At 74.1% G+C, this 25,759-nt stretch carries 21 protein-coding genes; 8 read left to right on the top strand and 13 right to left on the bottom strand.

All coding sequences use genetic code 11. The features are described from left to right. Window positions 1–53 precede the first annotated feature (53 nt). Window positions 54–1,418 (bottom strand): dipeptidase, encoded by a 1,365-nt coding sequence (locus RZ50_RS24745; protein WP_196948567.1) that lies wholly within the window; start codon window positions 1,416–1,418, stop codon window positions 54–56. A 308-nt stretch (window positions 1,419–1,726) separates the two neighbouring features. On the opposite strand from RZ50_RS24745, the gene RZ50_RS24740 reads away from it, so the two are divergent. Next, window positions 1,727–2,944 (top strand): geranylgeranyl reductase family protein, encoded by a 1,218-nt coding sequence (locus RZ50_RS24740; protein WP_196948568.1) that lies wholly within the window; start codon window positions 1,727–1,729, stop codon window positions 2,942–2,944. Between the two features lie 138 nt (window positions 2,945–3,082). Here the strand turns inward: RZ50_RS24740 and RZ50_RS24735 are convergent, their stop codons facing one another. Beyond that, window positions 3,083–5,353: a glycosyl hydrolase family 18 protein gene (locus RZ50_RS24735; RefSeq protein WP_308272208.1), complete on the bottom strand. Its 2,271-nt coding sequence runs from the start codon at window positions 5,351–5,353 to the stop codon at window positions 3,083–3,085. Window positions 5,354–5,675: 322 nt separating this feature from the next. Next, window positions 5,676–6,080, bottom strand: coding sequence for a RidA family protein (locus RZ50_RS24730; protein WP_196948570.1), 405 nt, complete (start codon window positions 6,078–6,080; stop codon window positions 5,676–5,678). A 420-nt stretch (window positions 6,081–6,500) separates the two neighbouring features. On the opposite strand from RZ50_RS24730, the gene RZ50_RS24725 reads away from it, so the two are divergent. Further along, window positions 6,501–7,274 carry an enoyl-CoA hydratase family protein gene (locus tag RZ50_RS24725; RefSeq protein ID WP_196948571.1) on the top strand — a complete coding sequence of 258 codons (774 nt, stop codon included), beginning with the start codon at window positions 6,501–6,503 and terminating at the stop codon, window positions 7,272–7,274. A gap of 82 nt (window positions 7,275–7,356) precedes the next feature. Here RZ50_RS24725 and RZ50_RS24720 read toward each other — a convergent pair whose 3' ends face one another. Further along, window positions 7,357–8,148, bottom strand: a complete 792-nt coding sequence (locus RZ50_RS24720) for a maleylpyruvate isomerase family mycothiol-dependent enzyme (RefSeq protein WP_196948572.1) — start codon at window positions 8,146–8,148, stop codon at window positions 7,357–7,359. 159 nt (window positions 8,149–8,307) lie between these two features. On the opposite strand from RZ50_RS24720, the gene RZ50_RS24715 reads away from it, so the two are divergent. Next, window positions 8,308–9,063, top strand: a complete 756-nt coding sequence (locus RZ50_RS24715; RefSeq protein WP_196948573.1) for a DapH/DapD/GlmU-related protein — start codon at window positions 8,308–8,310, stop codon at window positions 9,061–9,063. 115 nt (window positions 9,064–9,178) lie between these two features. Here RZ50_RS24715 and RZ50_RS30230 read toward each other — a convergent pair whose 3' ends face one another. Beyond that, complete coding sequence (locus RZ50_RS30230) at window positions 9,179–10,543, bottom strand: CdaR family transcriptional regulator (protein WP_196948574.1); 1,365 nt, start codon at window positions 10,541–10,543, stop codon at window positions 9,179–9,181. A gap of 228 nt (window positions 10,544–10,771) precedes the next feature. Between RZ50_RS30230 and RZ50_RS24705 the strand changes: the two genes are divergently transcribed. After that, window positions 10,772–11,680, top strand: a complete 909-nt coding sequence (locus RZ50_RS24705; RefSeq protein ID WP_308272412.1) for an alpha/beta fold hydrolase — start codon at window positions 10,772–10,774, stop codon at window positions 11,678–11,680. Between the two features lie 94 nt (window positions 11,681–11,774). Here the strand turns inward: RZ50_RS24705 and RZ50_RS24700 are convergent, their stop codons facing one another. Together RZ50_RS24700 and RZ50_RS24695 are read right to left on the bottom strand one after the other, a co-directional pair. Continuing rightward, complete coding sequence (locus RZ50_RS24700) at window positions 11,775–12,353, bottom strand: HutD family protein (protein ID WP_196948576.1); 579 nt, start codon at window positions 12,351–12,353, stop codon at window positions 11,775–11,777. Between the two features lie 139 nt (window positions 12,354–12,492). Further along, window positions 12,493–13,650 (bottom strand): MFS transporter, encoded by a 1,158-nt coding sequence (locus RZ50_RS24695; RefSeq protein ID WP_196948577.1) that lies wholly within the window; start codon window positions 13,648–13,650, stop codon window positions 12,493–12,495. 92 nt (window positions 13,651–13,742) lie between these two features. Between RZ50_RS24695 and RZ50_RS24690 the strand changes: the two genes are divergently transcribed. Both RZ50_RS24690 and RZ50_RS24685 read left to right on the top strand, forming a co-directional pair. Next, on the top strand, window positions 13,743–15,017 hold the full coding sequence (locus RZ50_RS24690) for an ROK family protein (protein WP_196948578.1): 1,275 nt from the start codon (window positions 13,743–13,745) through the stop codon (window positions 15,015–15,017). A gap of 150 nt (window positions 15,018–15,167) precedes the next feature. After that, window positions 15,168–16,307: a PLP-dependent cysteine synthase family protein gene (locus tag RZ50_RS24685; RefSeq protein WP_196948579.1), complete on the top strand. Its 1,140-nt coding sequence runs from the start codon at window positions 15,168–15,170 to the stop codon at window positions 16,305–16,307. Window positions 16,308–16,418: 111 nt separating this feature from the next. Here the strand turns inward: RZ50_RS24685 and RZ50_RS24680 are convergent, their stop codons facing one another. The 5 genes from RZ50_RS24680 to mscL all read right to left on the bottom strand — a co-directional run bounded on the left by RZ50_RS24680 (window position 16,419) and on the right by mscL (window position 22,450). Beyond that, window positions 16,419–16,742: a DUF6191 domain-containing protein gene (locus tag RZ50_RS24680; RefSeq protein ID WP_196948580.1), complete on the bottom strand. Its 324-nt coding sequence runs from the start codon at window positions 16,740–16,742 to the stop codon at window positions 16,419–16,421. A gap of 74 nt (window positions 16,743–16,816) precedes the next feature. Beyond that, complete coding sequence (locus tag RZ50_RS24675; protein WP_196948581.1) at window positions 16,817–19,249, bottom strand: right-handed parallel beta-helix repeat-containing protein; 2,433 nt, start codon at window positions 19,247–19,249, stop codon at window positions 16,817–16,819. A gap of 405 nt (window positions 19,250–19,654) precedes the next feature. Further along, on the bottom strand, window positions 19,655–20,530 hold the full coding sequence (locus RZ50_RS24670; protein ID WP_196948582.1) for an MOSC domain-containing protein: 876 nt from the start codon (window positions 20,528–20,530) through the stop codon (window positions 19,655–19,657). A 277-nt stretch (window positions 20,531–20,807) separates the two neighbouring features. Then, window positions 20,808–21,602, bottom strand: a complete 795-nt coding sequence (locus RZ50_RS30370; protein WP_374199979.1) for a DUF6643 family protein — start codon at window positions 21,600–21,602, stop codon at window positions 20,808–20,810. 398 nt (window positions 21,603–22,000) lie between these two features. Further along, the gene (gene mscL, locus RZ50_RS24660; protein WP_196948583.1) at window positions 22,001–22,450 is read right to left on the bottom strand and encodes a large conductance mechanosensitive channel protein MscL; all 450 of its coding nucleotides are present in this window, start codon (window positions 22,448–22,450) and stop codon (window positions 22,001–22,003) included. A gap of 418 nt (window positions 22,451–22,868) precedes the next feature. Between mscL and RZ50_RS24655 the strand changes: the two genes are divergently transcribed. Together RZ50_RS24655 and RZ50_RS24650 are read left to right on the top strand one after the other, a co-directional pair. Then, a complete protein-coding gene (locus RZ50_RS24655; RefSeq protein ID WP_196948584.1) occupies window positions 22,869–24,140 on the top strand; it encodes a glycosyltransferase family 4 protein in 1,272 nt (423 codons plus the stop codon). A gap of 137 nt (window positions 24,141–24,277) precedes the next feature. After that, the gene (locus tag RZ50_RS24650) at window positions 24,278–24,952 is read left to right on the top strand and encodes a thiol:disulfide interchange protein DsbA/DsbL (protein WP_196948585.1); all 675 of its coding nucleotides are present in this window, start codon (window positions 24,278–24,280) and stop codon (window positions 24,950–24,952) included. 49 nt (window positions 24,953–25,001) lie between these two features. Here RZ50_RS24650 and RZ50_RS24645 read toward each other — a convergent pair whose 3' ends face one another. Then, window positions 25,002–25,748, bottom strand: a complete 747-nt coding sequence (locus RZ50_RS24645) for a cyclopropane-fatty-acyl-phospholipid synthase family protein (RefSeq protein ID WP_196948586.1) — start codon at window positions 25,746–25,748, stop codon at window positions 25,002–25,004. Between the last annotated feature and the right edge of the window lie 11 nt (window positions 25,749–25,759).

The following is a 25,759-nucleotide window of genomic DNA, read 5'->3' as shown; positions in this document are numbered from 1 at the left end:
CGACGACGGGGCGGGCGGCCGCAGGACCGTCGGAACGACGGCCGCAACCTCCGTCAGGCGGAGCGCAGTTCGGCGTAGCGGCGCAGGAACAGCGCCTCGGTGAGGGCCATCCGCTCCAGCTCCTGAGGGTCGACGCTCTCGTTGACCGCGTGGATCTGGGTGGTCGGCTCCTCGACGCCGATCAGCACGATCTCGGCCTCCGGGTAGAGCGTGCGCAGGGTGTTGCAGAGCGGGATCGAGCCGCCCTCGCCGGAGGCGACCATCGGGGTGCCGAAGGCCTCGGCCATGGCCTCGCCCATCGCCTCGTACGCCGGGCCGCTGGTGTCGGCGCGGAACGGGGCGCCGTTGCCCTGGCGCTCGATGGTCAGCTCGGCGCCCAGCGGCACCTGCGCCTCCAGGTGGGCGACCAGCGCGTCCTGGGCGGCGGCGGAGTCCATGCCCGGCGGCACGCGCAGGCTGATCAGCGCCTTGGCGGCGGCCTGCACGGAGGAGGTGGCGCCGATCACCGGCGGGGCGTCGATGCCCAGGACGGTGACGGACGGGCGGGCCCAGAGGCGGTCGGCGATGGTGCCGGTGCCGGTCAGGGCGACGCCGTCGAGCACCTTGGCGTCGGCGCGGAACTGCTCCTCGGGGTACTGCACGCCCTCCCAGGTCTGGTCGGCGGTCAGGCCGGCGACCGAGACGTCGCCGTTCCCGTCGTGCAGCGAGGCGAGCATCCGGACCAGGCTCTGCAGCGCGTCCGGGGCGGCGCCGCCGAAGGCGCCGGAGTGCAGGTTGCCGCCCAGGGTGGTCACCGAGGCCTCGACCACGGTCATGCCGCGCAGCGAGGCGGTCACGGTGGGCAGGCCGGGGGCGAAGTTGCCGGTGTCGCCGATGACGATGGCGTCGGCGGCGAGCAGCTCGGGGTGGGCCTCGGCGTAGCGCTCCAGGCCGCCGGTGCCCTGCTCCTCCGAGCCCTCCACGATGATCTTCAGACCGACCGGGTAGCCGTCGCCGTACACCTGGCGCAGCGCCCGCAGGGCGGTCAGGTGCATCAGGATGTTGCCCTTGCAGTCGGCGGCGCCGCGCCCGTACCAGCGGCCGTCGCGCTCGGTCAGTTCGAAGGCGGGGCTGAGCCAGGCGTCCTCGTCGAGCGGGGGCTGGACGTCGTAGTGCGAGTACAGCAGGACGGTCGGGGAGCCCTCGGGGCCGGGCAGTTCGGCGTACACGGACTGGGTGCCGTCCGGGGTGTCCAGCAGCCGGATGCCGGTCAGGCCCTCGGCAGCGAAGGCGTCGGCGACCCAGCGGGCGGCCTTCCTGCACTCCTCGACGGGGAACTGGCGCGGGTCGGCGACCGAGGGGAAGGCGACCAGCTCGGCGAGGTCGGTGCGGGCACGGTCCATCAGGGACCGGACGGCGTCGGCCAGGGGCTGTGACATCGGGGGCTCCGAGGGGACGGGTCCGCCCGAGGGGTGGTGCGGGCGGAGGCGGTCGGTTGGGGTACCGCCGATCATAGGCGGAGCCGGTCCGGGGGCTCGGGGCGTGCGGGGTGCTCCGGTGGAGGGGGACGCCGGCACCGGTCGGCGGCTCGTCGGGTGGTGCGGCGTTCGGGCGGGCGGGGGGACGCATAGGATTGCTCGACGTGACTGACTCCGGAAGCTCCGATTCCCGTAGCCCGCTCGACCGTACGACCGCGCCGGTCGGCAGCGAGGCGTCCGCTCAGGCGTCTGCTCAGGTGTCAAGTGGGGTGTCCGCCCAGGCGTCGACGTCGCTGTCGGTGTCGTCGGAACAGCTCGACGGCGTCTGGGACGTCGTGGTGGTCGGCGCCGGACCGGCCGGGGCCTCGGCCGCCTACGCCGCCGCAGCGCAGGGCCGCCGGGTGCTGCTGCTCGACAAGGCCGAGCACCCCCGGTACAAGACCTGCGGCGGTGGCATCATCGGCCCGTCCCGGGACAGCCTGCCGCCGGACTTCAAGCTGCCGCTGCAGGACCGGGTGAGTGCCGTCACCTTCGCCTACGACGGGCGGTACACCCGTACGCGCCGCTCCCAGCGGATGCTGTTCGGGCTGGTCAACCGGGACGAGTTCGACCTGCGCCTGGTGCAGGCGGCCAAGCAGGCCGGGGCGGTGCTGGTCACCGGAGTGACCGTCACCGGGGTCGAGCAGCGCGGCGGCGAGCACCGGACGGCGCTGGTGACCGCGGCCGACGGGCGCGGCTTCGAGGCCCGCGCGGTGGTCGGGGCGGACGGCAGCGCGAGCCGGATCGCCCGGCACGTGGGCGTCACCTTCGACCAGATCGACCTCGGCCTGGAGGTGGAGATCCCGGTGCCGCCGCAGGTCGCCGCGGACTGGGCGGGCCGGATCCACCTCGACTGGGGCCCGCTGCCCGGAAGTTACGGCTGGGTGTTCCCGAAGACCGAGACCAGCAGCCTGACCGTCGGCGTCATCTCGGCGCGCGGCGACGGCGAACGGACCAAGCAGTACCTCGCCGACTACATCCGGCGGTTGGGCCTGTCCGGCTTCACCCCCAGGGTGGAGTCCGGGCACCTGACCCGCTGCCGGGCCGAGGACTCGCCGCTGTCCCGCGGCCGGGTGCTGGTCGCCGGGGACGCGGCCGGACTGCTGGAGCCGTGGACCCGCGAGGGCATCTCGTACGCGCTGCGCTCGGGCCGGCTGGCCGGCGAGTGGGCGGTGCGGGTCGCGGAGGCGGGCAACGCGGCGGCGGTGCGGCGCGAGGCGCTGAACTACGCGTTCGCGGTCAAGGCCGGGCTGGGCGTGGAGATGCGCGCGGGCAAGCAGCTGCTGGGCGCCTTCGAGCGGCGGCCGTACCTGTTCCACGCGGCGGTCTGCCTGGTGCCGGCGGCCTGGCGGGCCTTCGCCCGGACCACCCAGGGGCACACCACCTTCGCGCAGGTGCTGCGGCAGTACCCGGCGGCGCGGAGGCTGATGGCGGTGGCCTCGCGGTAGCGCGGCCGGTTCGTACGGGTCGTTCGCGGGGCCGGTGCTCCTCCGTTCCGGGGAGGAGCACCGGCCCCGCTTCCGTTGCGCGGTGGGCTGCCTGGGCCCGAGCGGGCTACGTGAGCCCGGTGGTCCGGGTGGTCCGGGCTACTTGAGCCCGGTGTCGATCGCGGTCATGAGGCTGCCGGACGGGGTGTCGCCGGACATCTCCCAGATCATGCCGCCGAGCAGGTTCTTCGACTTGAGGTAGGCCGCCTTCTGGGCGATCGACCAGGCGTCGTCGAAGGTCCACCACTGGCCGTTGGCGCCCGTGTAGCCGTACGTGGCAACGGACTTGGGGTCGTGGTAGACGGTGAGGTTGGGGACGCTGGTGATGAGGTTGTTGTAGCCGCGCGTCCCGGCCTCCTCGGCGAACTGGCCGGGTGCGGCGCCGTTCGCGGACTGCCAGGCGCCGTTGGCGCCGCCGTCCGCCACGCTCTGCCAGCCGCGCCCGTAGAACGGGAAGCCGATGGTCAGCTTGCGCGGGTTGACCCCGGCGTTGAGGTAGGTCTGGACGGCCGTGTCCACGCTGAAGTGGAAGTTGTACGGGTCGTTCGGGTCCTGGTAGAGGTTGGACGCGTGGCCGGTGCGGTTGGGCTCCCAGGAGTTGTCGCTGCCGGAGCCGTGGAAGTCGTAGCCCTGGACGTTGGCGATGTCCAGCGAGTTGAAGACCTTCCCGAGGTCCCAGCCGGCCGCGACCTTCGCCGGGTCGGCCGGCGTGAAGGCGGTGAGCAGCTTGTGCTGGCCGCCCAACGCGTCGAGCTGCTTGCGGAATTCGGCCGCCAGCAGGGTCAGGTTGGCCTTGTCGTTGGCGCTCCAGTGGTTGCCCGGGTGGCCGTCGCCGGAGCCGGGCCACTCCCAGTCGAGGTCGATGCCGTCGAAGATCCCGGCCGCCACGCCGTCGCCGCCGGCGCCGTTGTAGGCCGGCAGGTTGCCCTTGATCCAGGTGTCGACGCAGGACTTGACGAACTTCTGGCGGGACGCGTCGGTGGCGGCCGCGTCGGAGAAGTACTTGGAGTACGTCCAGCCGCCGAGCGAGACGACCACCTTGAGGTTCGGGTACTTGGCCTTGAGCTTCTTCAACTGGTTGAAGTTGCCGCGGAGTTTGCCCCAGCCGTCGTCGGCCACGCCGTCCACCGACTGGTCGGCGCTCATCGGGCGGGCGTAGTCGGCGTCGGCGTCACCGGCGCCGGTGCCCTGGTCGGGGTCCTCCGGGTTGCTGGTGGTGCCCTTGGTGACGCCCGCGAGGCAGGTCAGGTTGACCGGATCGATGTTCTCGAAGGCGTAGTTGATGATGTCGAGCTTGGCCGCGCTGCCCGAGGTGTCGAGGTTCTTGACGAAGTACTGGCGGCCGTAGATGCCCCACTGGACGAAGTAGCCGACCCGCGCGTACTTTCCGGCGCCGACGATGTCCGAGGTGGTCACGCTGAGCGGGGCGGAGGCGGGCGAGGAGTTGTCGGCGGGGTCGCGGGCCTTCACGGTGAAGGTGTAGGCGGTGGACGGCGAGAGGCTGCCGACGGTGGCGGTCAGCGTGCTGCCGCCGACCGTCGTCACCAGGGTGCCGCCCTGGTAGACGTCGTACGCGGCGACCCGGACGTTGTCGGTGGCGGCGTCCCAGGCGAGCGTGACGCTGGAGGAACTGACCGCCGTGGAACGGAGGTTGGCCGGCGCCGTGGGCGGGATGGTGTCGGTCGACGGGTCGAAGGTCGAGGCGGTGACGGGCGCGCTGGGCGCGCCGGTGTTGCCGCGGCTGTCCTTGGCCCGGACGGTCAGGGTGTACGAGGTGGCCGGGGTGAGGCCGGTGACCAGGACGTTGGTGGTGGGGCTGGAGGCGACCACGGTGCTGCCGTTCAGCACGTCGTAGGAGGCGACCGGGAAGTCCCCGCCGGTGGCGGCCGGCCAGTTCAGGGCGAGCGTGTGCGCGGTCGACTCGGTGACGGTGGGGGTGCCCGGCGCGGACGGCGGGACGTCCGGGGTGCCGTCGCACTTGTCGCCGTTGATACGGCAGTTGAGCGGGGTGGAGACGGGGCCGTTGCCGACGAACCAGAAGCTGTACGGCTCGGTGGTGCTGTGGGCGTTGACCGTCGTGTTGTAGAACGCCGCGGTGGCCGTGACGTGCTGGCCGTTGACGGTGGCGGTTCCGTTGTAGCTGTTGCCGATGGTCACGCCGGCCGGGAGGTCGAACTCCAGGGTCCAGCCGGACACGGCGGTGTCGTTGTCGTTGTGGACGATGTAAGTGCCCTGCCACCAGGACCCGTTGTTGGCGGTGGTGAAGGTGGCGGTGAGCTTGCCGGCGGCGCTCGCCGGGGTGGCGAGCGCGGTGAGCGCGGCCAGGGGGAGGAGCAGGACGGAGAGCACTGCCAGCAGTCTGCTGCGCATGCGCGGGCGTCCCGCCCGGGATCGAGCGGACATGGTTCTCCCTGTGACTGTGGGGGTTGGACAGGGGGACGTAGAACCGGGGGTGATCCGTGTGCGATCGGTGCCCGCGCCGTGGGGAGGCGGGGCATGGGAACTGTAGGAGGACTGGACCAATGCGTCAACAGGTCTGTACCACTTGGGAGTTGTGGGACTGGGGCCGGCGGATTCCGAAGGAGTGGCCGACCCGGCCCCGATGGGCCCCGCCGCCCGGTGGGCCGGACGGCGGGGCGGGCGCTTCGAGGCCGCGTGACGTCCCTCGCGTGGCCCCGCTCGCGTGGCCCCGCTACTTCCGGACGATCGCCAGGGCCTCGATCTCGATGAGGACCTCCGGCTTGAACAGCGCCGCGACCTGCATGGCGGAGGAGGCCGGGAGCGGCAGGCCGTCCAGGTACTCGTCCCGGGCCTCCCGGACGGCCGAGAGGTAGGCGATGTCGGTCAAGAAGATCGTGAACTTGACGACGTCGGAGAAGTCGGCCCCGGCGGCGGCCAGGCAGCGGCGCAGGTTCTCGAAGACCTGGCGTGCCTGGGCCTTCGGGTCACCCTCGCCGACCAGGTTCCGGTGCTCGTCGAAGGCCACCTGGCCGGAGAGCTGGACCAGGCGGCCGGTGCCCGTGACGACATGGGTGTAGCCCGTCCCGGGGGCGACGCCGGACGGCTCGGTGATGTGGGTGAGGTGTGTGGTGGTCATGGTGATTGATCCTGAGTCACCACGCGCCGGGGCCGCAAGCGACTTACCTTGGACAACGTGTCCTTCAGCGCACCAGTTCGGCCAGTACGCGCCGGAACGGCTGATCGGTCGGCGGGAGTTGGGTGGCGGGGCCGGCCGAGCGCAGCACCACGTCGAGGACGGCGTCCGGGCCGGAGGCCCGTCTCGTTGACGCGGGGCGCGAGCAGCAGGACCGGGGAGTCGGTGGACACGGCGACCATGTTGCCGGGAGCACGGCGGTCGCCACCAGCGGACTTCGGCCCGGTCGGCAGAGGGCCCGGAGCGATTGGCTCTGGCCGAGGGGCGGGTGGGCGTGCCAGAGTCGTCCGGGCGGCGGTCCGGGCACCCCGGACCGCCGCCCGCGCTCCGACCCACCCTCAGCCGGAAGGCAGGCCCACGCCGATGACCAGCGCAGAGCCCCTCGTCCGCGTCAGCACCGCCGACGCCGTCACCACGCTCACCCTCGACTCCCCGCACAACCGCAACGCGCTCTCCTCCCGCCTGATGTCCGAGCTGCACGCCGGGCTGGCGGTGGCCGCGGCGAACCGGGACGTCCGCGCGGTGGTGCTCACGCACACCGGCAAGGTGTTCTGCGCGGGGGCGGACCTCTCCGAGGCGACCGGCGCGGACCCGACGGTCGGCCCGCGCGGCCTGGTCGAGCTCCAGAAGGCGATCGTGGACTGCACGAAGCCGGTGATCGCCGTCATCGACGGGCACGCCCGGGCCGGCGGCCTCGGCCTGGTCGGCGCGGCGGACCTCGCCGTCGCCGGACCGGCCGCGACCTTCGCCTTCACCGAGGTCCGGCTCGGCCTCGCGCCCGCCGTCATCTCGCTGCCGCTGCGCCCCAAGCTGGAGCCGCGCGCCGCCTCCCGCTACTACCTCACCGGCGAGGTGTTCGACGCCTCGGAGGCGGAGCGGATCGGCCTGATCACCCGGGCCACCGCCTCCGCCGAGGACACCGGGGAGGTGCTGAACGGCCTGCTGGACGCGCTGCGCCAGGGCTCGCCGCAGGGGCTGGCGGAGTCCAAGCGGCTGGCCAACGCCGAGGTGGTGCGCTCCTTCCAGCGGGACGCGGACGAGCTGGTGCAGTTGTCGGCGCGGCTGTTCGGCTCGGCGGAGGCGCAGGAGGGGATGCGGGCGTTCCTGGAGAAGCGGCCCGCGCGCTGGGTGCGCTGAGGCGGGGCGGGGCCCTGTCGTCGGGCCGGCTCGGGACGTCGTGCCGAGTCGGCCCGGGGCGTCGTGCCGGGCCGGCTGGGGATCAGCCGACCACCGCGGTGTCCCGCCAGAGGCCGAGCAGGTCCCGGTCGCCGGTGACCTCGACCTGCCGGGTCTGCTCGGTCCGCTCGGTCCGTCCGTCCTGTGCGGTCGTCAGACGGTTCCACAGCAGCAGGTAGAGCTCGCGCGCCGGGCCGGTGAGCGTCAGGTCGGCCGGTTCGGCCCGTTCGTCCGTGGTGACGGCCACCGGATCGCCGGTGATGGCCAGGCGCCAGGAGCCGGGGCCGTCGGTCGTGCGGACCTGGACGGTGCGCAGGCGGTCGCTGCGCAGCTTCGATCGGCTGCGGACCATGAAGCCGCGCAGCAGCTCGTCGATGCCGTCCAGGGCGAGCGCGGTGTCCACGGCCGGGCCCGGGGAGCCGGCCGCCGCGTCGGCGTCGAAGCGGTGCACGGCGGTCTCGTGCGCCTGGCGCCGTGCCCAGAAGGCGAGCGGACTGGGCGCGGGCAGGAAGCTCCAGCACTCGACGTCGGCAGGGGCCGCGTCGAGCACGTCCACGAGGGCGGCGTGCCCCTCCCGGTACCAGTCGAGCAGTGCGGCGTCCGAGGGCATCGGGCCGATGGCGGCGCGCTCGCCCGCCTCGTCCAGCGGCGTGCGCAGGCCCTGGGACGGGAAGGCGGCGGCCCAGCGGTGGACGTGGCCGATGTGCCGCAGCAGGTCGCCCAGCCGCCAGTCCGGGCAGGTCGGGACCGGGGCCGACAGGTCGGTACGGGCGGCGGCCTCGGCGAGCAGGTCGCCTTCGCGGCGGAGCGCGTCGATGTGTGCGGAGATCTCCATGGGACGGAGTGTTCCACCGGAGGGCGTCGGGGGTCGCGGATTTCGGACAGCTCGGGGCGAGTGCGGGCGTGACCGGTGCGTCTGGTGCGACCGGTGTGACCGGTGTGATGTCGGCCTCCCGGTGGCCGGGTGGACCCTACGGGCCGGTAACGTGAGCGCATGCCGATAACCCGATCCCTCCTCTCCGCCGCTCGGGCCGGTGGCCGCCGGGCCGCCGGGCGGCTCGTCCACCGGGGCTGGCGCTGGGCGCAGCGGGTCGGGGCGGTCACCAACCAGAGCCCGGGCCCGTACCGGTTCGGCGGGTTGGGGGACGGTACGACCCTGGCCTTCCCGCTCGGGGCGGTGTTCAACGAACAGTGGATCACCATCGGGCCGTTCTCGATCATCGGCGAGCGGGTCACCATCAGCGCGGGCTTCCTGCCGGGGCTGGACCTCGGGCCGGAGCCGATCGTGCGGATCGGCGGCGGCTGTGTGATCGGCCGGGACAGCCACATCGTCGGCCACCAGTCGATCGTCATCGGCGACGACGTGTGGACCGGGCCCGGCGTCTACATCTCGGACCAGGCGCACGAGTACCGCTCCACCGACCTGCCGATCGGCAAGCAGTGGCCGCGCAACGAGCCGGTGGAGATCGGCGCGGGCAGCTGGATCGGCACCGGCGCGGTGATCCTGCCGGGCGCGCGGCTCGGCCGGAACGTGGTGGTCGCGGCGGGCGCGGTGGTGCGCGGCGAGGTGCCCGACCACAGCGTGGTCGCGGGCGCGCCCGCCAAGGTGGTCCGCCGCTGGACAGAGGAGGAGGGCTGGCAGCCGCCGCTGCGCCATGACGCGCCGCAGCCGGTGCCGGACGGGGTGACGGCGGAGCAGCTGCGCGCCCTGGTCGGGTGGGACCTGAGGCTGCCGGGGGAGCAGGGCTGACGGCTCGTCGGCCCTGGTGCCGGCTGGCTGAACCGCCGGGCCCGGGTGCCGTGGTGAGGGTGCCGTTGTGCGGGTGCCGTGGTGGGGGTGCCGTGGCGCGGGTGTCGTGGTGCAGCTAACTGGTGGGGGAGGAGTGTTCGGCGGTCCGTGCGGCGATGGCCGCGGTGATCCGCAGGGCGTCGGCCGGGCGTGCCGGGTCCAGGCCGGTGAGGACGGCGATCCGGCGCAGCCGGTAGTCGACGGTGTTCGGGTGCAGGTGCAGGGCGCTCGCGGTGTGGCGGCGGTTGAGGCCGCCGGCCAGGTGGGTGCGCAGCGTGGTGAGCAACTCCCCGCCGTCGGTGAGCGGTTCGAGCAGTGCGGCGAGCCGGGAGCGGGCCCGGCTGGGCCGGGTGAGCTGGTACTCCAGCAGTACGTCGTCGAGCCGGTGCAGGCCTGGCGGTCGGCCGAACGCCCGTGCCACCTCCAGGACTTCGTGGGCGAGCGCGACCGCGGCGGGCACCTCGGCGGGTGCGGCGACGGCCGCTCCGGCCAGTACGGGTACGCCCGCCGCGCGGGCCGCCGCGGCGAGGGTGGCCGCGAGCTGCGGCCAGTCGGCTTCGACGACGGATCCGTCGGACGGCCGGGGCGGGTGCCGGTGGGGCTGGTCCAGCGGGATGAGGACCAGGCCGCCCGACGGGGTGAGCGCGGTGAGCGCCGACTGCCGGGTGCGGTGGTCGAGTTCGGTGTCGAGACGGCGGATCTTCCGGCGGGCGGCGATGACCGGATCGACGCCGGGGGAGCGCTCGTCCGGATGGTCGGCGATGGACAGGCGGAGCACGGCGTAGCCGGCCGGAAGCCGTAGCCCGGCGGCCCGGATGGCGGCCTCCTCGACGGGCGCGCCGGCGAGCAGTGCGGTGAGCAGGGACTGCCGGGCGGTGGAGGACCGGTCGCCCGCCGGGTGCCGCCCGTCCAGGTAGCCGGCCCCGGCGGCCGTGATGGCCCGGCGGAGCTGGTCGAGCAGCAGCCGGTTGAGCAGCAGCAGGTCGGCGGCGTCGCCGGCGTGGGCGTCCCGGGCGACGAACTCCCAGCAGACTTCGAGCCCGAGGTGGTGGGCGAGCAGCACCGCGTCCAGCGGCAGGCCCTCCTCGGCGCGGCGCGCCGCGGCCTCCCGTACGGCGGTGAACTCCTCGGCGGGGGCGGGCAGTCCGGTGCGGACGGTGTGGGCGAGGGCGCGGATGCGGCGCTCGGTGTCCCGGGCGAGCTCGCCGGTGACCTGCTCGCGGGGGAGGCTTCGGTAGACCGGTACGCGCTCCAGCAGGACGGCGACCACGGTCTCGGCCAACTCGCGGACCCGGCAAAGGAGTCGCTGGTCGGCGGGGAGCCCGCCGATCACGGGGATGCGCCAGCCCGGCGCGGCTTCCGGGGCGGCTTCCGGGGCGGTTTCCGGGGTGGCTCCGGGGGTGTCCGGGGGCGGGCAGTGGGGTGCGTTGTGACCGGTCACAGAGAACACCGTCCAGGTCTGGGGAACACCCAAGGGCCGGGCCGGAGGGGCGACCGCATCATGGAGCCACTCGGGTTACCTGTTGGTAACAAACTTCCGCCGTGGAGGCAACAGTTGAGAACCCCACTTCTCCGCTTCTCCGCAACTCCGCCGCGCCGTCGGCCCGGTGGGGTGCTCGGCGCGGCGTTCGGTGCCGCCGTGCTGGCGGGCGCACTGCTGGCCGGTGCGGTGGCTCCCGCGTCGGCGGCTCCGGCGTCGGCGGCTCAGGTTCAGGGGGCGGCCTCGGCTGCCGTTCGGGTTTCGCCTTCGGCGGCTCGCGCCGCGGCGGCCCCGGCCGAACTGCCGCCCGACGGTGACACGGTGGCCTCGCCGCCCGGCGCCAACGACTGGAGCTGCCGTCCGACGGCCGCACACCCCGACCCGGTGGTCCTGGTGCACGGGACCTTCGCCAACCGCTACGAGAACTGGCTGGCGCTCTCCCCGCTGCTGAAGGGCCTCGGGTACTGCGTCTTCGCCCTCGACTACGGCACCATCCCCGGCATCACCTCCACCGGCAGCGGCCTGCTGCTGCCGATCGGCGGGCTCGGGCCGGTGCCCGCGTCGGCGGCCCAACTCGCGGGCTTCGTCGACCTGGTACGGAACGCGACCGGCGCGGACAAGGTCGACATCGTCGGGCACTCGCAGGGCGGCATGCTGCCGAACTACTACCTCAAGTTCCTCGGCGGGGCCTCGAAGGTCGGCAGGATGGTCGGGCTGGCGCCGTCCAACCACGGCACGACCCTGGACGGGATCACCAGGCTCGCGCCGTACTTCCCCGGCGTGGCGGACCTGATCTACACCGTGTGCCAGGCCTGCCGGGACCAGGTGGTGGGCTCCGACTTCAACCGGACCATGGCCTCCCGGCCGGACACCGTGCCGGGCGTGAGCTACACGGTGATCTCGACCGTGTACGACGAGGTCGTCACCCCGTGGCGGACCCAGTTCCTGAGCGGGCCGGGAGTCGACAACGAGGTGCTGCAGGACCACTGCCCGGTCACGCTCGCCGAGCACGTGGCGATCGCGTTCTCGCCGACGGCGCTGCACCTGGTGACCAACGCGCTGGACCCGGCGCACGCCACGCCGGTGCTCTGCGGCTGACGGGGGCCGTCGCCGCCCGCGCCCACGGTCGCTCCGGGGCGCGGGCGGTGCGTCGTTCAGCGCGCGGCGCGTGGTTCGGCGGCCGCCGCGTCGGTCAGCGGGCGGTGCGGAAGCGGAAGGTGACGGCCGCGGTGACTCCGTCGGGGTGCAGCTCGTACGAGCCGGCCGCGTCGAGCAGTGCGGCGTCGTGGCGGGCCAGCGGCGTGCCGTCGGCGACGGCCGAACCGGCGAGGCAGACCAGCAGGACGGTCGCCTCGGCCGGGACCTCCACCGTGCGGGGCGTGCTCACCAGCTCCACGGTGGCCTCGACCCGGCCGCGGCGGGTCATCACGTTGAAGTCCACCACCGGCCCGCCGAGCAGTCGGCAGTCCGTCGCGGCGTCGCCGGGGAAGGCGAACGGGCGGAACGGTGCGTCGATCAGCTGCTCGGCGCCGTTCACGGTGAGTGCCATGCCCGCGCCCTCGACCAGGGTGATCACCCGGTCGATGCCGGGGAAGGGCGAGAACGGCCCGGCCGTCGCGACGTCCGCGAGGCTGACCCGCCAGTCGAAGCCGTCGAGCCCGGCCCCGGCCGGAAATCCGGCGACCTCCCTGGTCACCCCGCCTCCGTTGAGCCACGGGGTGGCCGGGCGCTCGCTTGCCCGCAGTACCTGGATGCGTCGGGTGTTCGTCATGGCCTCGCATCCTGCCAGCTGCGGGGGAGGGGTGTCAGCGGGTGGGTGACAGCTTTCGGCTGACAGCTTTCAGATGACAGATTTCATCAGCTGTTATCTGAAAACTGTCAGCCGTCGTCCGTCAGCCGTCGTCTGTCCGTCAGCGCCGCCCGACCGCCAGCGGCAGCAGGGCCGCCGTGATGGCCGCGAGCGCGACCGTGGTCAGGGCCAGCGGCAGTCCGACGGCGTCGGCGAGGAAGCCGATCACCACCGGCCCGATCAGCATCCCGCCGTACCCGAGCGTCGAGGCGAGCGCGACCCCCTGCGGACCACCCGTCGTGCCGGCCCGGGCGATCGCGAGCGGGAAGAGGTTGGCCAGGCCGAGCCCGACCAGGACGAACCCGCCGATGGCGAGGGGTGCGGCCGGAGCCAGCGCGGCGATCAGCATCCCGACCGCAGCCGTCAGCCCGCCGAGCAGCATCAGCCGGTTCTGGCCGAGCCTGATGGACAGCCAGGTGCCGCCGACCCGCCCGCTGGTCATCGCGAAGGCGTACGCGGCGTACCCGGCGGCCGCCGTCCCGGCGCTCGCGTGGACGTCGTCGGTGAGGTGGAGGGTGGTCCAGTCGGCGATCGCGCCCTCGCCGTACGCGGTGCACAGCGCGGTGAGGCCGAGCAGCACGACCAGCACCCGGACACGCCCGGCGGCCGGGCGGCCGGTCGCCTCCTCGGCCGAGCGGTCCGGCACGACCATCGGCGCCGCCGGGCTGCGCAGCAGCGCGAGGCCCGCGCCGGCGGTGACCGCCAGCCCCAGCAGCCCGCAGAGCGCGAGGGCCCAGGCGGTGGTCAGCCGGTCGGCGAGCAGCCCGCCGAAGCCCGCGCCGAGCAGCCCGCCCAGGCTGTACCCGGCGTGGAAGCTCGGCATCACGGGTCGTCGCAGCTGCGCGACCAGGTCGACGGCGGCGCTGTTCATCGCGACGTTGGCGCCGCCGTACCCGGCGCCGAACAGCAGCAGCACCCCGCCGAGCGAGAACACCGAGTGGGCGTGCGCGGGCAGCGGGACGGCGAGGCTGAGCAGGGTGAGCGAGCCGACGGTCACCGGCCGTGAGCCGTACCTGAGGCAGAGTCGGCCGACCACCGGCATGGTGAGGACGGCGCCGATCGACAGGCAGAGCAGGGCGAGGCCGAGGGTGCTGTGCGAGGCGCTGACCTGGCTGCGGACGTTCGGGATGCGCACGACCCAGGCGGCGAAGAGGAAGCCGTCGACGGCGAAGATGGCGGTGAGCGCGAGACGTGCCGGGCCCCAGGGGCTGTCGGCCACGGGGGGTGTGCTGCGAGACTGGGGGAGGGAGCGGTCGGGGTGGCGGTGGGAACGGATTTTGTTTCGAAGCGACACAAAGTCACAATAGGGGTGTGCAGCTCTCACCTTCAAGCCCGCGGCCCCGCTCCGGGACCGACCCCGACGCGCAGCGCGACGCCCACCGCCGCGCGGCCCCCGACCGAGGTCGGACGCTGCTAGGCCCTGCGCTCTCGCTCATCCACACCGGTCAGACCCCGACCCGCTCCGCGCTCACCCGCGCGCTGGACGTCACCCGGGCCACCGCCGGTGCGGTCACGGCCGAGCTTGAGGCGCTCGGCCTGATCACCGTCGACTCGCGCCCGGCGGGCGGCGGCCGCGGCCGCCCCTCGCACCGGCTGGCGATCGATCCGCAGGGCCCGGTCGTGGTTGCCGGGCAGATCCACTCCGACGGGCTGAGCGTCACCCTGGCCGGTCTCGGCGGACTGCTCGACCCGCCCGTCCACCTGCCGCTGCCCGCCGCCACCGACCCGGTCCGGATGCTGCGCGCGGTCGCCCAGGCGGGTGCCGAGCTCGCCCGCTCGACCGACCGCCGCTGCCTGGCGGCCGCGCTCGCCCTGCCCAACCCGGTCACCGAGCCCGACGGCACCGCGCTCGCCGCGCTGCACTTCGCCTGGCCCAGCGGCACCCCGGTCGCCGACCTGTACGACGTCGAGGTGGGCCGCGCCGACCACGGCCCGAACTCGGTGCACCCGCTGCCCACCACCATCGCCAACGACGCCAACCTCGCCGCGCTCGCCGAGTACCGGCACGGCGCCGGGCGCGGCGCCCGCCACCTGCTCTTCGTCACCTCCGGCCACCGCGGCGTCGGTGGCGCGCTGGTGATCGACGGCCACCTGCACACCGGCAGTGCCGGACTCGCCCTGGAGGTCGGTCACCTCACCGTCGACCCGCAGGGCCGTCCCTGCATGTGCGGCAACCGGGGCTGCCTCAACTCCGAGACCGACCCCGACGCGCTGTTCGCCGCCGCCGGGCTCACCCCGGAGCCTGGTCGACCGCTGCTCGACCAGGCGCGCGAGCTGTGCTGGGCCGCCGCGACCGACGAACGGGCGCGGGCGGCGGTGGAGCACGTCATCGACCGGCTCGGGCTCGGGCTGGCCGGGGTCGCCAACATCCTCAACCCGGACCGGGTGGTGCTCAGCGGCCTCCACCTCGACCTGCTGGAGGCCGCGCCCGACCGGCTGCGCGCGGTCGTCGCCGACCGGTCGCTGTGGGGACGCAGCGGACGGGTGCCGATCGTCGGCGCGGAACTGGCGCACGGCGCGCTCGCGGGTGCGGCCGAGCTCGGCTGGGGGCCGTACCTGGCGGACCCGCAGTCGGTGCAGGTCTGAGGGCCGTCGGCGGTCGTCGGCGGTCGTCGGCGGAGTGGTGTTGCCCCAGGGGTGATAAGCGGAAGCTGGAGCTCTGGAAACGGTCACTTATCGTGACGCTCGTACACTCGTAGTGAGCAGTGGGGGGCCGCAACGAGGGAGTCAGTGACCATGAGCACCCAGCCCGACGGCACCCGTGGCGACCGGGGCATCGAGCCGACCGTCGACGTCGACCGCTCCGACCAGGCGTACCGCGCCTGGCTCAAGGAGGCGGTGCGCAAGGTTCAGGCCGACGCCAACCGCTCCGCCGACACCCACCTGCTGCGCTTCCCGCTGCCGGCCGAGTGGGGGATCGACCTCTACCTCAAGGACGAGTCCACCCACCCGACCGGCTCGCTCAAGCACCGCCTCGCCCGCTCGCTCTTCCTCTACGGGCTCTGCAACGGCTGGATCCGCCCCGGCAAGCCGGTGATCGAGGCCTCCAGCGGCTCCACCGCCGTCTCGGAGGCGTACTTCGCCCAGCTGATCGGAGTGCCGTTCATCGCGGTCATGGCCAAGAGCACCAGTCAGGCCAAGATCGACCTGATCGAGTTCCACGGCGGCGAGTGCCACCTGGTCGAGCGCTCGGACGAGGTGTACGAGGCCTCCGCCCGGCTCGCCGAGGAGACCGGCGGGCACTACATGGACCAGTTCACCTATGCCGAGCGGGCCACCGACTGGCGGGGCAACAACAACATCGCCGAGTCGGTCTTCGCTCAGCTGCGGCTGGAGCCCCACCCCGAGCCGGCCTGGATCGTCGCCACCGCCGGGACGGGCGGCACCTCGGCGACCATCGCCCGGTACGTGCACTACATGCAGTACGACACCCGGATCTGCGTCGCGGACCCGGAGAACTCCTGCTTCTTCGAGGGCTGGGTCAACCACGATCCGGGCGCCGTGTGCGAGAACGGGTCCCGGATCGAGGGCATCGGGCGGCCCCGGATGGAGCCGAGCTTCGTGCCCGGCGCGATCGACCGGATGATGAAGGTGCCGGACGCCGCCTCGATCGCCGCCGTGCGGGTGCTGGAGCAGGTCCTGGGGAAGAAGGCGGGCGCCTCCACCGGGACGGGGCTGTGGAGCGCGCTGCGGATCGTCGCCGAGATGCGGGCCGCGGGGCGGACGGGGAGCGTGGTCGGGCTGATCTGCGACCCGGGGGACCGCTACCTGGACAAGTACTACTCGGACGAGTGGCTGGCGGGCGAGCGGATCGACATCGCGCCGTACCGGGCCGCGCTGGAGTCGTTCCTGGCGGGCGGAGAGTGGGCGGGCTGACGGGCTGACGGGCTGACGGGCTGACGGGCTGACAGCAGGCAGTGAACAGCCGACAGCCGACAGATGACAGATTTCGAAATCTGTTATCTGTCGGCTGTCACCTGTCAGCGGTCACCCGCCCGCCGCCCCGCGCCGGATCACCGCCCGCCCTCCCGCGAGGTCGATCCCGGTGCGCTTCGGCGCACCGTCGTGCTCGTCGTCCCGCAGCACCAGCTCGATCCGCCGCTGCTCCAGCTGCACCCGCTTGCTCGGGTAGAGCAGCGCGTGGAGTTCCTCCGTGGCCGTCGCACCGGCGCCCCGGCCGCCCGCCGAGACGCCCGGACCCGCTGCCGGGTGGCTGCGCAGCCGCCGCACCACCGCGCCCAGGAAGAACAGCACCACCAGCCCGGCCGGAAGCAGTAGCCCACCCGCCGCGCCCGTCAGAAGCGCACTCATACCGACCCCAACGCCTCACCGTCGGCCGGGAGTTCCCTGCACGGGTGACGTGGTGGTTGCCCGCGCTACGGCAGCTACGGCAGCGGCACGACCGGCAGGTCGGCCGGGACGAGGAGCTGCAACTCCTCCGTCGACGGGTCGGCGAGCGCCGCGACCCGCACCGCGTGGCGCTCGACCATGGTCTCGAACACCTGCCGCGCGGTGCGCCCGTTGCCGAAGTTGGGGCCGCGCTCCAGCCGGGCGAAGTGGTCCAGCAGTGCGCCCTCGGTCGCCTCGGAGAGCGCGTACTCGTGCTCCGCGCACTGCGCCCGGGCGATCTCCAGCAGCTCGTCCGCCGTGTAGTCGGGGAAGGTGATGGTGCGTGAGAAGCGCGACGACACACCGGGGTTGGCGGAGAGGAAGCGCTCCATCTCGGCGGTGTAGCCCGCCACGATGACGACCACCTCGTCCCGGTGGTCCTCCATCAGCTTGACCAGGGTGTCGATCGCCTCGCGCCCGAAGTCCCGCGCCCCGTCCTCGGGTGCGAGCGCGTACGCCTCGTCGATGAACAGCACCCCGCCGCGGGCCCGGTCGAAGGCGGCGGCGGTGCGGATCGCGGTGGAGCCGATGTGCTCGCCGACCAGGTCGACCCGGGCCACCTCGACCAGGTGCCCGCGCTGGAGCACCCCGAGCGAGGCGAGGATCTCGCCGTAGAGCCGGGCGACCGTGGTCTTGCCGGTGCCGGGGGCTCCGGTGAAGACCAGGTGCCGGCGTAGCGAGGGCGCCTTGAGCCCGGCCTGCCGGCGCCGCCGCCCGACCGAGATCAGGTCGATCAGGGTGCGGACCTCCTGCTTCACCGTGGCCAGCCCGACCAGCGAGTCCAGCTCGGCGAGTGCCTCCTCGGCCGGCCGGCAGTCCGGGATCGGTCCGATGGCGGAGCCGGCGGAAGCGGTGGCCGCGCCCGGAAGGCCGGCCAACACGGCTGCGGAAGCGGCCAGTTGGGCTGACCGAGGAGCCGGTACCTCGGCGGTGGCGCCGCCACCGGCCGGCGCCGGCGCCACGTCGTCCGAGGTGCACCCCTCCGTGACCGGCCCCGGTTCGGAGAACTCGAACCCGGCCCGCGCGTTCTGCTCCGCCCGGCACCGGGTGAGCTGGGTGCGGCACCCGTCGATGATGTGGAAGCCGAAGCCCTTGCCGTGCGAGACCCGGCAGTCCTCGAAGGTGCCCCGCCCCTGCGCCGAGATGTACACCCCGGCGTCCGTGCTGGCCCGTACGGTGCAGTCGCGCAGCACCGGGTCGGCGCCCTTGGTGACGATCACCCCGGTGGCCACGTCGGAGATCTCGCAGTCGGTGAGCACCCCGCCGCTGCCGTGGTCGCGGAACCAGAGCCCGGTCCCGGCCTCCTGCACCCGGCAGGCGGCCAGCGAGACGGTGGCCCCGCCGCTGACCGAGACCGCCGAGCTGCGGATCCGGCTGAACGAGCAGCCCTGGGCGACGGCGGAGGAGTCCCGGTCCAGGACGAACAGTGCGTCCGGCAGGTCGTGCAGGGAACAGTCGTTGAGGGTGAGCCTGGCGCCGTCGCTGACCCACAGCGCCGGGTACTCGCCGCTGGAGCCGTGGATCTGGCAGGACTCGGCGATCGCCTCGGTGCCCTGGTCCCAGACCGACAGCGCCCCGCGCCCGAAGTCCCGCACGGTGCTGTGGTCGAGGCTGAGCCGGGAGCGTCCGCGCAGGTCGGCGCCGTTCTCCGGCAGGTCGTGCACCCGGCAGCCGGTGAGCACGAGTTCGGCCTCACCGTCCAGGGTCAGGCCGTTGCCGGTGACCCGGTGGATCTCGCAGTCGACCAGCCGTCCGCCCGCCTGCGCCTCGGCCTGCACGCCGCTGCCGCGGATCTCGTAGATCTCGCAGCCGGTCAGCTCGGCGGCGCTGCCCGGGTCGGAGAGCAACACCCCGGCGCCGGTGGCGTGGTGGACGCGGCAGCGGTCGAGCGCGGCGGTCGCGCCGCCGAGGACGGCGAGCCCGGCCTGCCCGGCCGCGGCGACCTCGCAGTCCTCGAAGGCGGCGGCCGTTCCCTCGCCGCGCAGCCGCAGTCCGAGCCCGGCCGGGTTGGCGATCACGCAGCCGCGCAGGGTCGGCCGGGCGCCGTCGGCGACCTCGACGCCCGTGGCGGAGCGGGTCTCGATCCGGCAGCCGCTGAACGCGGGCGCCGCCTGCGGTCCGGTGATCAGGACGGCCGGGGTGGAGGTGTCGCCGCCCTCGACGACCAGGTCGCGCACGGTGGCGGCGGCGGTCACGGTGATCGCCACCCCGGAGGCCGGCTCGATCCGGACGGTCCCCGGGCCCTGGGCCGGGACGATCGTCACCGGCTTGTCCAGCAGCACGTTCTCCCGGAAGGTGCCCGGCCGGACGGTCACGGTGTCGCCCGGCTCGGCGGCCGCCAGGGCCTCGGCGAGCGTGTCGTACTCGCCCGCGCGGCGACGCCAGCGGGATGCGCTGTCCTGGGTGACCCGGACCCTGTGCTCAGCCATGACGGTCTGCCCTCCCCACCTTCGTCGTGCCCACCTTCGTCGTACCGGCGATCCGTCGCACCGGTGATCGGTCGTACCGGCGATCAGTCGTACCGACAGTCGGTCGTGCCGCCTGCGATCGGTCGTACCGGCGGTCGGTCCTGCCGCCGGTCGGTCGTGCCGGCGATCAACGGGCCGTACGCGCGGGGTGCGCGGGCCGCCCGCCCACCGTAGCGCGCCCGGGTGAGTGGTCCTGCCGCCCGCCGTCGCGCGGACACCGGTAGCACCCGTCACGGCCACAGGTTCCGACCACTTGTTTCAACGAGCGCGCACAGCCCGGGTTCCGTCGGGGCGCACCGTGGCCGGGCCCGGCGCGCCCGCAGGGAACCGGCGGACGACGCGTCGGAACGGTGGCGGAGCGTGCGGTCAGCGCCCGTCGGCGGGCCAGTGCGCCCCGTCCTCCAGCACCTCGACGTCGTCGCCGACGCGCAGCGTGCCGAGCACGTCGCCCGTCACACCGGCGGCGCGCTCGGGGATCAGGTTCTGCCCGAACGCGGCCTTGCGCATCAGCCGGTGGTGCCGGGCCAGGGTGCGCAGCGGCTCGGGGCCGCGCCGCTCGCCGCTCTCCTGGTCGGTGGTGGTGACCACGCAGCGGCCGCAGGGCTTGACCACCTTGAAGGTCACCGAGCCGATCCGTATCCGGCGCCAGCCGTCCTCCGCCCACGGCTCGGAGCCGCCGACCACCACGTTGGGGCGGAAGCGCTCCATCGGCAGGGTCTCGTGGCCGTCCGGGTGTTCGGCGGCGATCAGTTCGTTGAGCCGGTCCAGCGAGGCGGTGGTGGTGAGCAGCAGCGGGAAGCCGTCGGCCATCGAGACGGTGTCGCCGGGCTCGCCGTACTCGGGGTCGACGGGGCGGGCGCGCGGGTCGTCCAGGTGGATCAGGCGGTAGTCGCCGAGGTGGTCGGCGATCCACTGGTGCGCCTCCTTCGCGGCCTCGACGGCGCGGAAGCGGGTGCCCCAGACCTCGACGTCGGCGACGGGGTCGCCGGCGGTGACGGCGGGGGCGGGGACCTCGATCCGGGAGCCGTCGGGGGCGGTCAGGGTCAGCGTGCCGCCGGGCAGCAGACCGACCCGGATCTGCCCCATGGCGGGGTTCTCGCGCTGGCTGACGAACCGTCCGGTGGGGTCGGCGAGCATCCAGCGGCGGTCCCCGTCCAGGCCCCACGGGTGGACCGCGGCGGTGTCCGGGCTCAGACGGTACATCGACTTGACGGGGTAGACGTGCAGTCCGGTGAGGTGCATTCCCCCATCCTGCCAGCCGCACCGCCGCCCGCTCGCGGGCCCCCGTGGGCCCCGGCCGGCCCCGTACGCGCACGGACGGCCCGACGCTCTCCTCCGGGGGGCAGGCCCCGAAGATGCCGGCCCCGTACGCGCACGGACCGCCCGGACGCCGTGTGGGGGGCGTTCCGGGCGGTCCGTGGATGACCCGTTTCTCCGTTCGCCCGGCGTTCAGGCCCGCCGGGGTGTGCTCAGGTGGTGCGGGTGCGGGCCGGGTGGGGTCGGCCCTGGGGCGTCGGGCTCAGTAGCCCTGGCCCTGCGGCTGGTAGCCGCCCTGCTGGTAGTTGCCCGGCTCGCCGTACGGGCCGGGGCGCTGCGGCTGCATCGGGCGGACCGGCGCGACCGGAGCCATGGCCGGGCGCAACTGGGCGCCGCCGAAGCCCTGGTCGCCGCCCTGGCCCTGGAGGCCGGGGCCGGCCGGGGCGGGACCGCCGAAGGACTGCTGGCCGCCGAAGCTCTGCGGACCGCCCTGCGGCTGACCGCCGGGCTGGCCGAAACCGGCCGGTCCGCCGGTCGGCTGCGCGCCGAAGGTCTGCTGGCCGCCGCCCTGGCCGATGAAGGTGTTCTGGCCGCCGAAGCTCTGGCCGCCGGTCGGCTGGTAGCCGCCGCTGGAGGTCTGCGCGAAGGCCGGGGCGGCGGGCTGCGGCCGCTGGTACGGCTGGGGGCCGCCGTACCCGGGGACGGGCGGCTGCGGGGCGGAGGCGTACGCCGGCGCGCTCTGCGCAGGGATGTACGCCGTGGCGGGGCCGGAGGAGGGGCCGCTGCTCGGGCCCGGGCCCAGGGCGAGGCGGGCGGGCGGCAGCGCGGGGAGGTTGCTGCCGGCGCTCTCGTACCCGGTGCCGTACCGGTTCTCGTAGGACGGGTTGAGACCGGAGCCGTAGGCGGAGGGCAGTGCCGGCGGGAGGGCGGCCGGCACGTTGATGGGCGCGATCTGGGGGACGCCGCGCTCAGCCACGAGGCTGTCGTAGATCGGCGTGCCGGAGGAGAAGGACGGAGAGGGGTAGCCGACTCCGTCGTAGGAGCGGGGCGAGGTCATGGGGCATACGGTAAGCCCACAATGCGCCTGCTGAGGAGAGCGGGAGGCGGAGCAGTTCGAGTGTTTACACAGTCTTCGCTCGCACAAAGGTTTCGAAAGTAGGAAGAACGGACATAACGGCGACCACTTCCGGACAACCCTGGCGTTCCGTCAGTGATCGAACAGCGCCCGGACGGTGGTGCCGCGAGGCCTTGTGGTGACCGGGCGATGGACGGTCGCGGTCCCTGCGGAGAAACTTTTGCGGGCAGGGCGTGCGCCGGCGCGTTCGAGCCCCCGCCGCCGGTGCGACGGGGGCTCGTGAATGTTTCGGGAATAAAATTCCCGTCAGCACAGGTCAGGCCGCCACGGGCCGCGCCGGCACCGGTCGAACGGGCGCGGTCGCGGGTGCCCGCACGGCGTCAGTGCGACTGCAGCGCCTGGGACTGCGCGGGCAGGGTGGGCCGGGGGCCGACCTCCGAGGTGCAGAAGGAGCACCGGGTCGCGGCGGCCGGGATCGAACTCAGGCACTCCGGGCAGTCCACCTTCGCGGCCGGGGCCGGCTTCTCCTTCTCGAAGCGCGACCGCAGCCTGCCGACCGGCACCACCACGGCGAAGTAGATGACCGCGGCGGTCAGCACGAAGCCGATCACCGCGTTGACGAACAGCCCGTACGGGAACTCGGTGCCGCCCACCTCGAAGGTCTTCTGGGTGAAGTCGCCGACCGCGCCGGAGGCGACCCCGACCAGCGGGGTGAGGAAGGCGCTGACGAACCCGGTGACGACGGCGGTGAAGGCCGCGCCGATCACGATGCCGACCGCGAGGTCGACCACGTTTCCGCGCAGCAGGAAGCTGCGGAATCCCTTGAACACCGGGTGACTCCAAATCCGAGCGGGAGAGGGGGAGATGGGGCGGTACGACGACGCCCTGGCCGGACATCCTGCCGAGCGGCCCGGGTCGAGGTCCAACCGCGTTCACCCGAACCGCGTAACCGGTCGACGGCCCGCACCCGCTGTCCCCGGACGGCCGGAGGGTGCTCCGCGTACCGGTCCATCGGTGTCCGGGCGACCGACAACATGGCGTCGTGAGCCGGTACTTGACGCGGCGTGCGGTGGTTCGGAGGGCGGCGACGTGGAGCGGTACGGGGCGAGGCGGGGCGCACGGCGGTCGCAACCGGCGCACGACAGCGGCTCTTCAGCGCACATCGGGTGTACGGGCGCGGGCGCACGGGCCACCGCGAGGTTGCGCGAAGGGGCTGTACCGGGCGCGTTGCTGTGCCAAGGTCAGTCCATGCCCGACCGTACGTCGGCCGATCCGGCCGGAACCCGCCCGCGCGTCCTGCACCTGATCAGTGACTCCCGACGCGGTGGAGCCCAGAACTTCGCCCGTGACCTCCACCGGGAACTGCGGCGCCGGGGCCAGTCCTCCGCGCTGTGCGCCCTCGCCCCGCACCCCGCCGCGCTCGCCGTCCCACCGGGCAGACGCCCCGAGTCCGGCATGCGCGCCGGAACCGGCGGACGCCGGGACGACGCGGCGGGGGCCGAGGCCGGTGAACCCCTCGAACCCCGCTCGGGGGAGCCGCCCGAGGGACTCCCCGACGAGGGCCCCGGCGCCTCCGCCCTGCACTACGCCGCCGTCCTCGGCCCCGGCCGGATGCACCCGAGCACCCTGCTGGCGCTGCGCTCCGCCGCCCGCGCCGCCGACGTGGTGCTCGCCCACGGCTCCCACACCCTGGCCGCCTGCGCCCTCGCCCTGGCCGGCACCCGCACCCCCTTCGTCTACGTCTCGGTCGGCCACCCCCGCTACTGGACCGTCACCCGCCTGCGCCGGCTGCGCGGCGGCGCGCTGATGCACCGCGCGGCCGCCGTCACCACGCTCACCGACGAGGCGCGCGCGGTGCTGGAGGAGCAGTTCCGACTCCCCGCGGGAAAGGTGCGGGTGATCCCCAACTCCCGTGCCGCCGAGAGCTATCCGCCCGCCGACGGCCGGGCCGACCGGCGTGCCGCCCGGCACGCCCTGGGCCTGCCCGCGGACGTCCTGCTGGTCGCCTGGATCGGTGCGATATCCCCGGAGAAGCGGCTCGACCTCGCCCTCGACGTGCTCGACCGCCTGCCCGACGTCCGGCTCGCCATCGCCGGGGACGGCCCGCTGCGCGAGGCCCTGGCCCGCCACCCGGCCGCCGCCCGCGCCCACTTCCTCGGCGCCCTGCCCGACCCGGCCCCGCTCTACCGCGCCGCCGACGCGCTGCTGCTCACCAGCGACAGCGAGGGCGTGCCCGGCGCGCTGATCGAAGCGGCGCTGGCCGGGGTGCCGGCCGTCGCCACCGACGTCGGCTGGGTGCGCGAAGTGGTCCGGGACGGCGCCACCGGAGCCCTGGTCGCCCCCGGGGACCCGCTCGCCCTGGCCGAGGCGCTGGCCAAGGTGCTCGCGGTCAACCGGGCGGGCCTCGGCGCGGCCGCCCGGGCGCACGCGCTGGAGCACTTCGAGCTGGGCTCGGTGGTGGACGACTGGCAGCGGCTGGTCGCCGAGGTGTGGTCCGCCGGTCCACCGGTCGCGCGCTGACGGGGGGCTCGGGGGTTCGGAGCGGGCTCGCGTCGCGAGTCCTGCCGAGGGACCGCGGTGCGCCGTTCGGGGGAATCCGGCCCGGCCGCCCGCAGCGGACTCGTCGGTAACGAAACGTCACCAGCACACTGCCCGGTGTGAAATCGAAGTCGCTGCTGCGGTCCACCGTCCTGCTCGCCGTCGCCGCCGGGATCGTCGCGTCCCCCCTCCAGGCCGGCGCGGCGCCCCACCGGCACCCCGTCGAGGGCGTCCAGTTCGTCAGGCTCGACCACCCCCAGCCGGTGCGCGAGAGCGCCCGCACCGAGGCGGCCGAGTTCTTCTGGTACGACTGCGGCCACTCCCAGGCGCTCGAACCGTCGTTGCAGGCCTGGGCCGAGAAGCACCGCGCCGACGTCGCGCTGCGCCGCGTCCCGGCGATCTGGCCGGGCAGCCCGGAGGAGCGCGTGCAGCGTGCCCACGCGCGCCTGTACTTCACACTGGAGCGCCTCGGCCTGGTCGAGCGCCTGCAGACCACCGCCTTCCGCTCGATCCACAACGACGGGGTCGACGTCACCACCGAGGCCACCGCCACCAACTGGGCCGCGCGCCAAGGCGTCGACGCCCAGAGGTTCCGGGCCGCGTACGGCTCCGCCGAGGTGCGGCGGTCGGTGGACGACGCGGCCGCGCAGTTCAAGCGCTACGGCGTCAACGAGCTCCCGACGGTGGTCGTCCAGGGCGAGTACCGCACCTCGCCGACCAAGGCCGGCGGCGTCGAGGCGATGCCCGAGGTGCTGGACTACCTGGTGCAGCGGGAGCGGCTTCAGAAGGGCTGAGCCGCACCGCGCGGATGACGCCCGGTCGGTTCGCTCCCCTGGCGGCTGCTCAGTCGCGGCGCAGCAGGTAGGTGACGAAGCCGAGCGTCCCCCGGTAGCCGTGCAGCCACTCGGCGCGGTGCCGGTCCGCGGCCTCCCGGGCAGCCGCCGCGTCGGGGTGGTCCGGGTGGTCCAGCGCCCACTCGGCCAGCGAACCGGTCCAGGAGAACTCGTAGTCGTCCCACTCCCGCACCGTGCTGACGTGCCCGTACACCGGAGTCCAACCGTCCGCGAGCACCCGGTCGGTGGTGGTCGCGAGGTCGGCGAAGTCCTCCCGGGCCGCGCCCAGGCCGTCCAGCGCGGCCGGGGACGGCTCGCGCTCCCAGAACCCCTCGCCGACCAGCAACAGGCCGCCCGGGGCCAGGAGTTCACGGGCGGCCGCGAGCGTCGGCAGCAGTCCGTCGAAGGCGTGGGTGGCGCCGACGCACAGCACCAGGTCGAAGGGTCCCACGGCGGTGAACTCCCGGACGTCCTGGTGGTGCAGGCCGATCCGGCGCACCAGGCCGAGCGTGGTCGCGCTCTCCCACGCCCTCGTCAGCGCCGCCGCGTCCACGTCCACCCCCACGGCCCGCCAGCCCGGGCGCGCGGCCAGCGCCCGCAGCAGCCAGGAGCCCTCGCCGCAGCCGAGGTCCAGCATCCGGCCGGACTCCCGTCCGGCCAGCGCGCGGTCCAGTAGCCGGGCCACCGACTCGTCCGCCAGCGGCGCCGCGATCGGGTGGTGGGCGTGGGCGAGCCGGGAGATCTGCTGACGGTCCATTCGAGCAGTAT

The organism is Kitasatospora sp. SUK 42 (genome assembly GCF_015776785.2).
Taxonomy (GTDB): Bacteria; Actinomycetota; Actinomycetes; order Streptomycetales; family Streptomycetaceae; genus Kitasatospora.
Note: the sequence above shows the minus strand (reverse complement) of the source record. Positions and strands in the feature narration are given on the sequence as shown.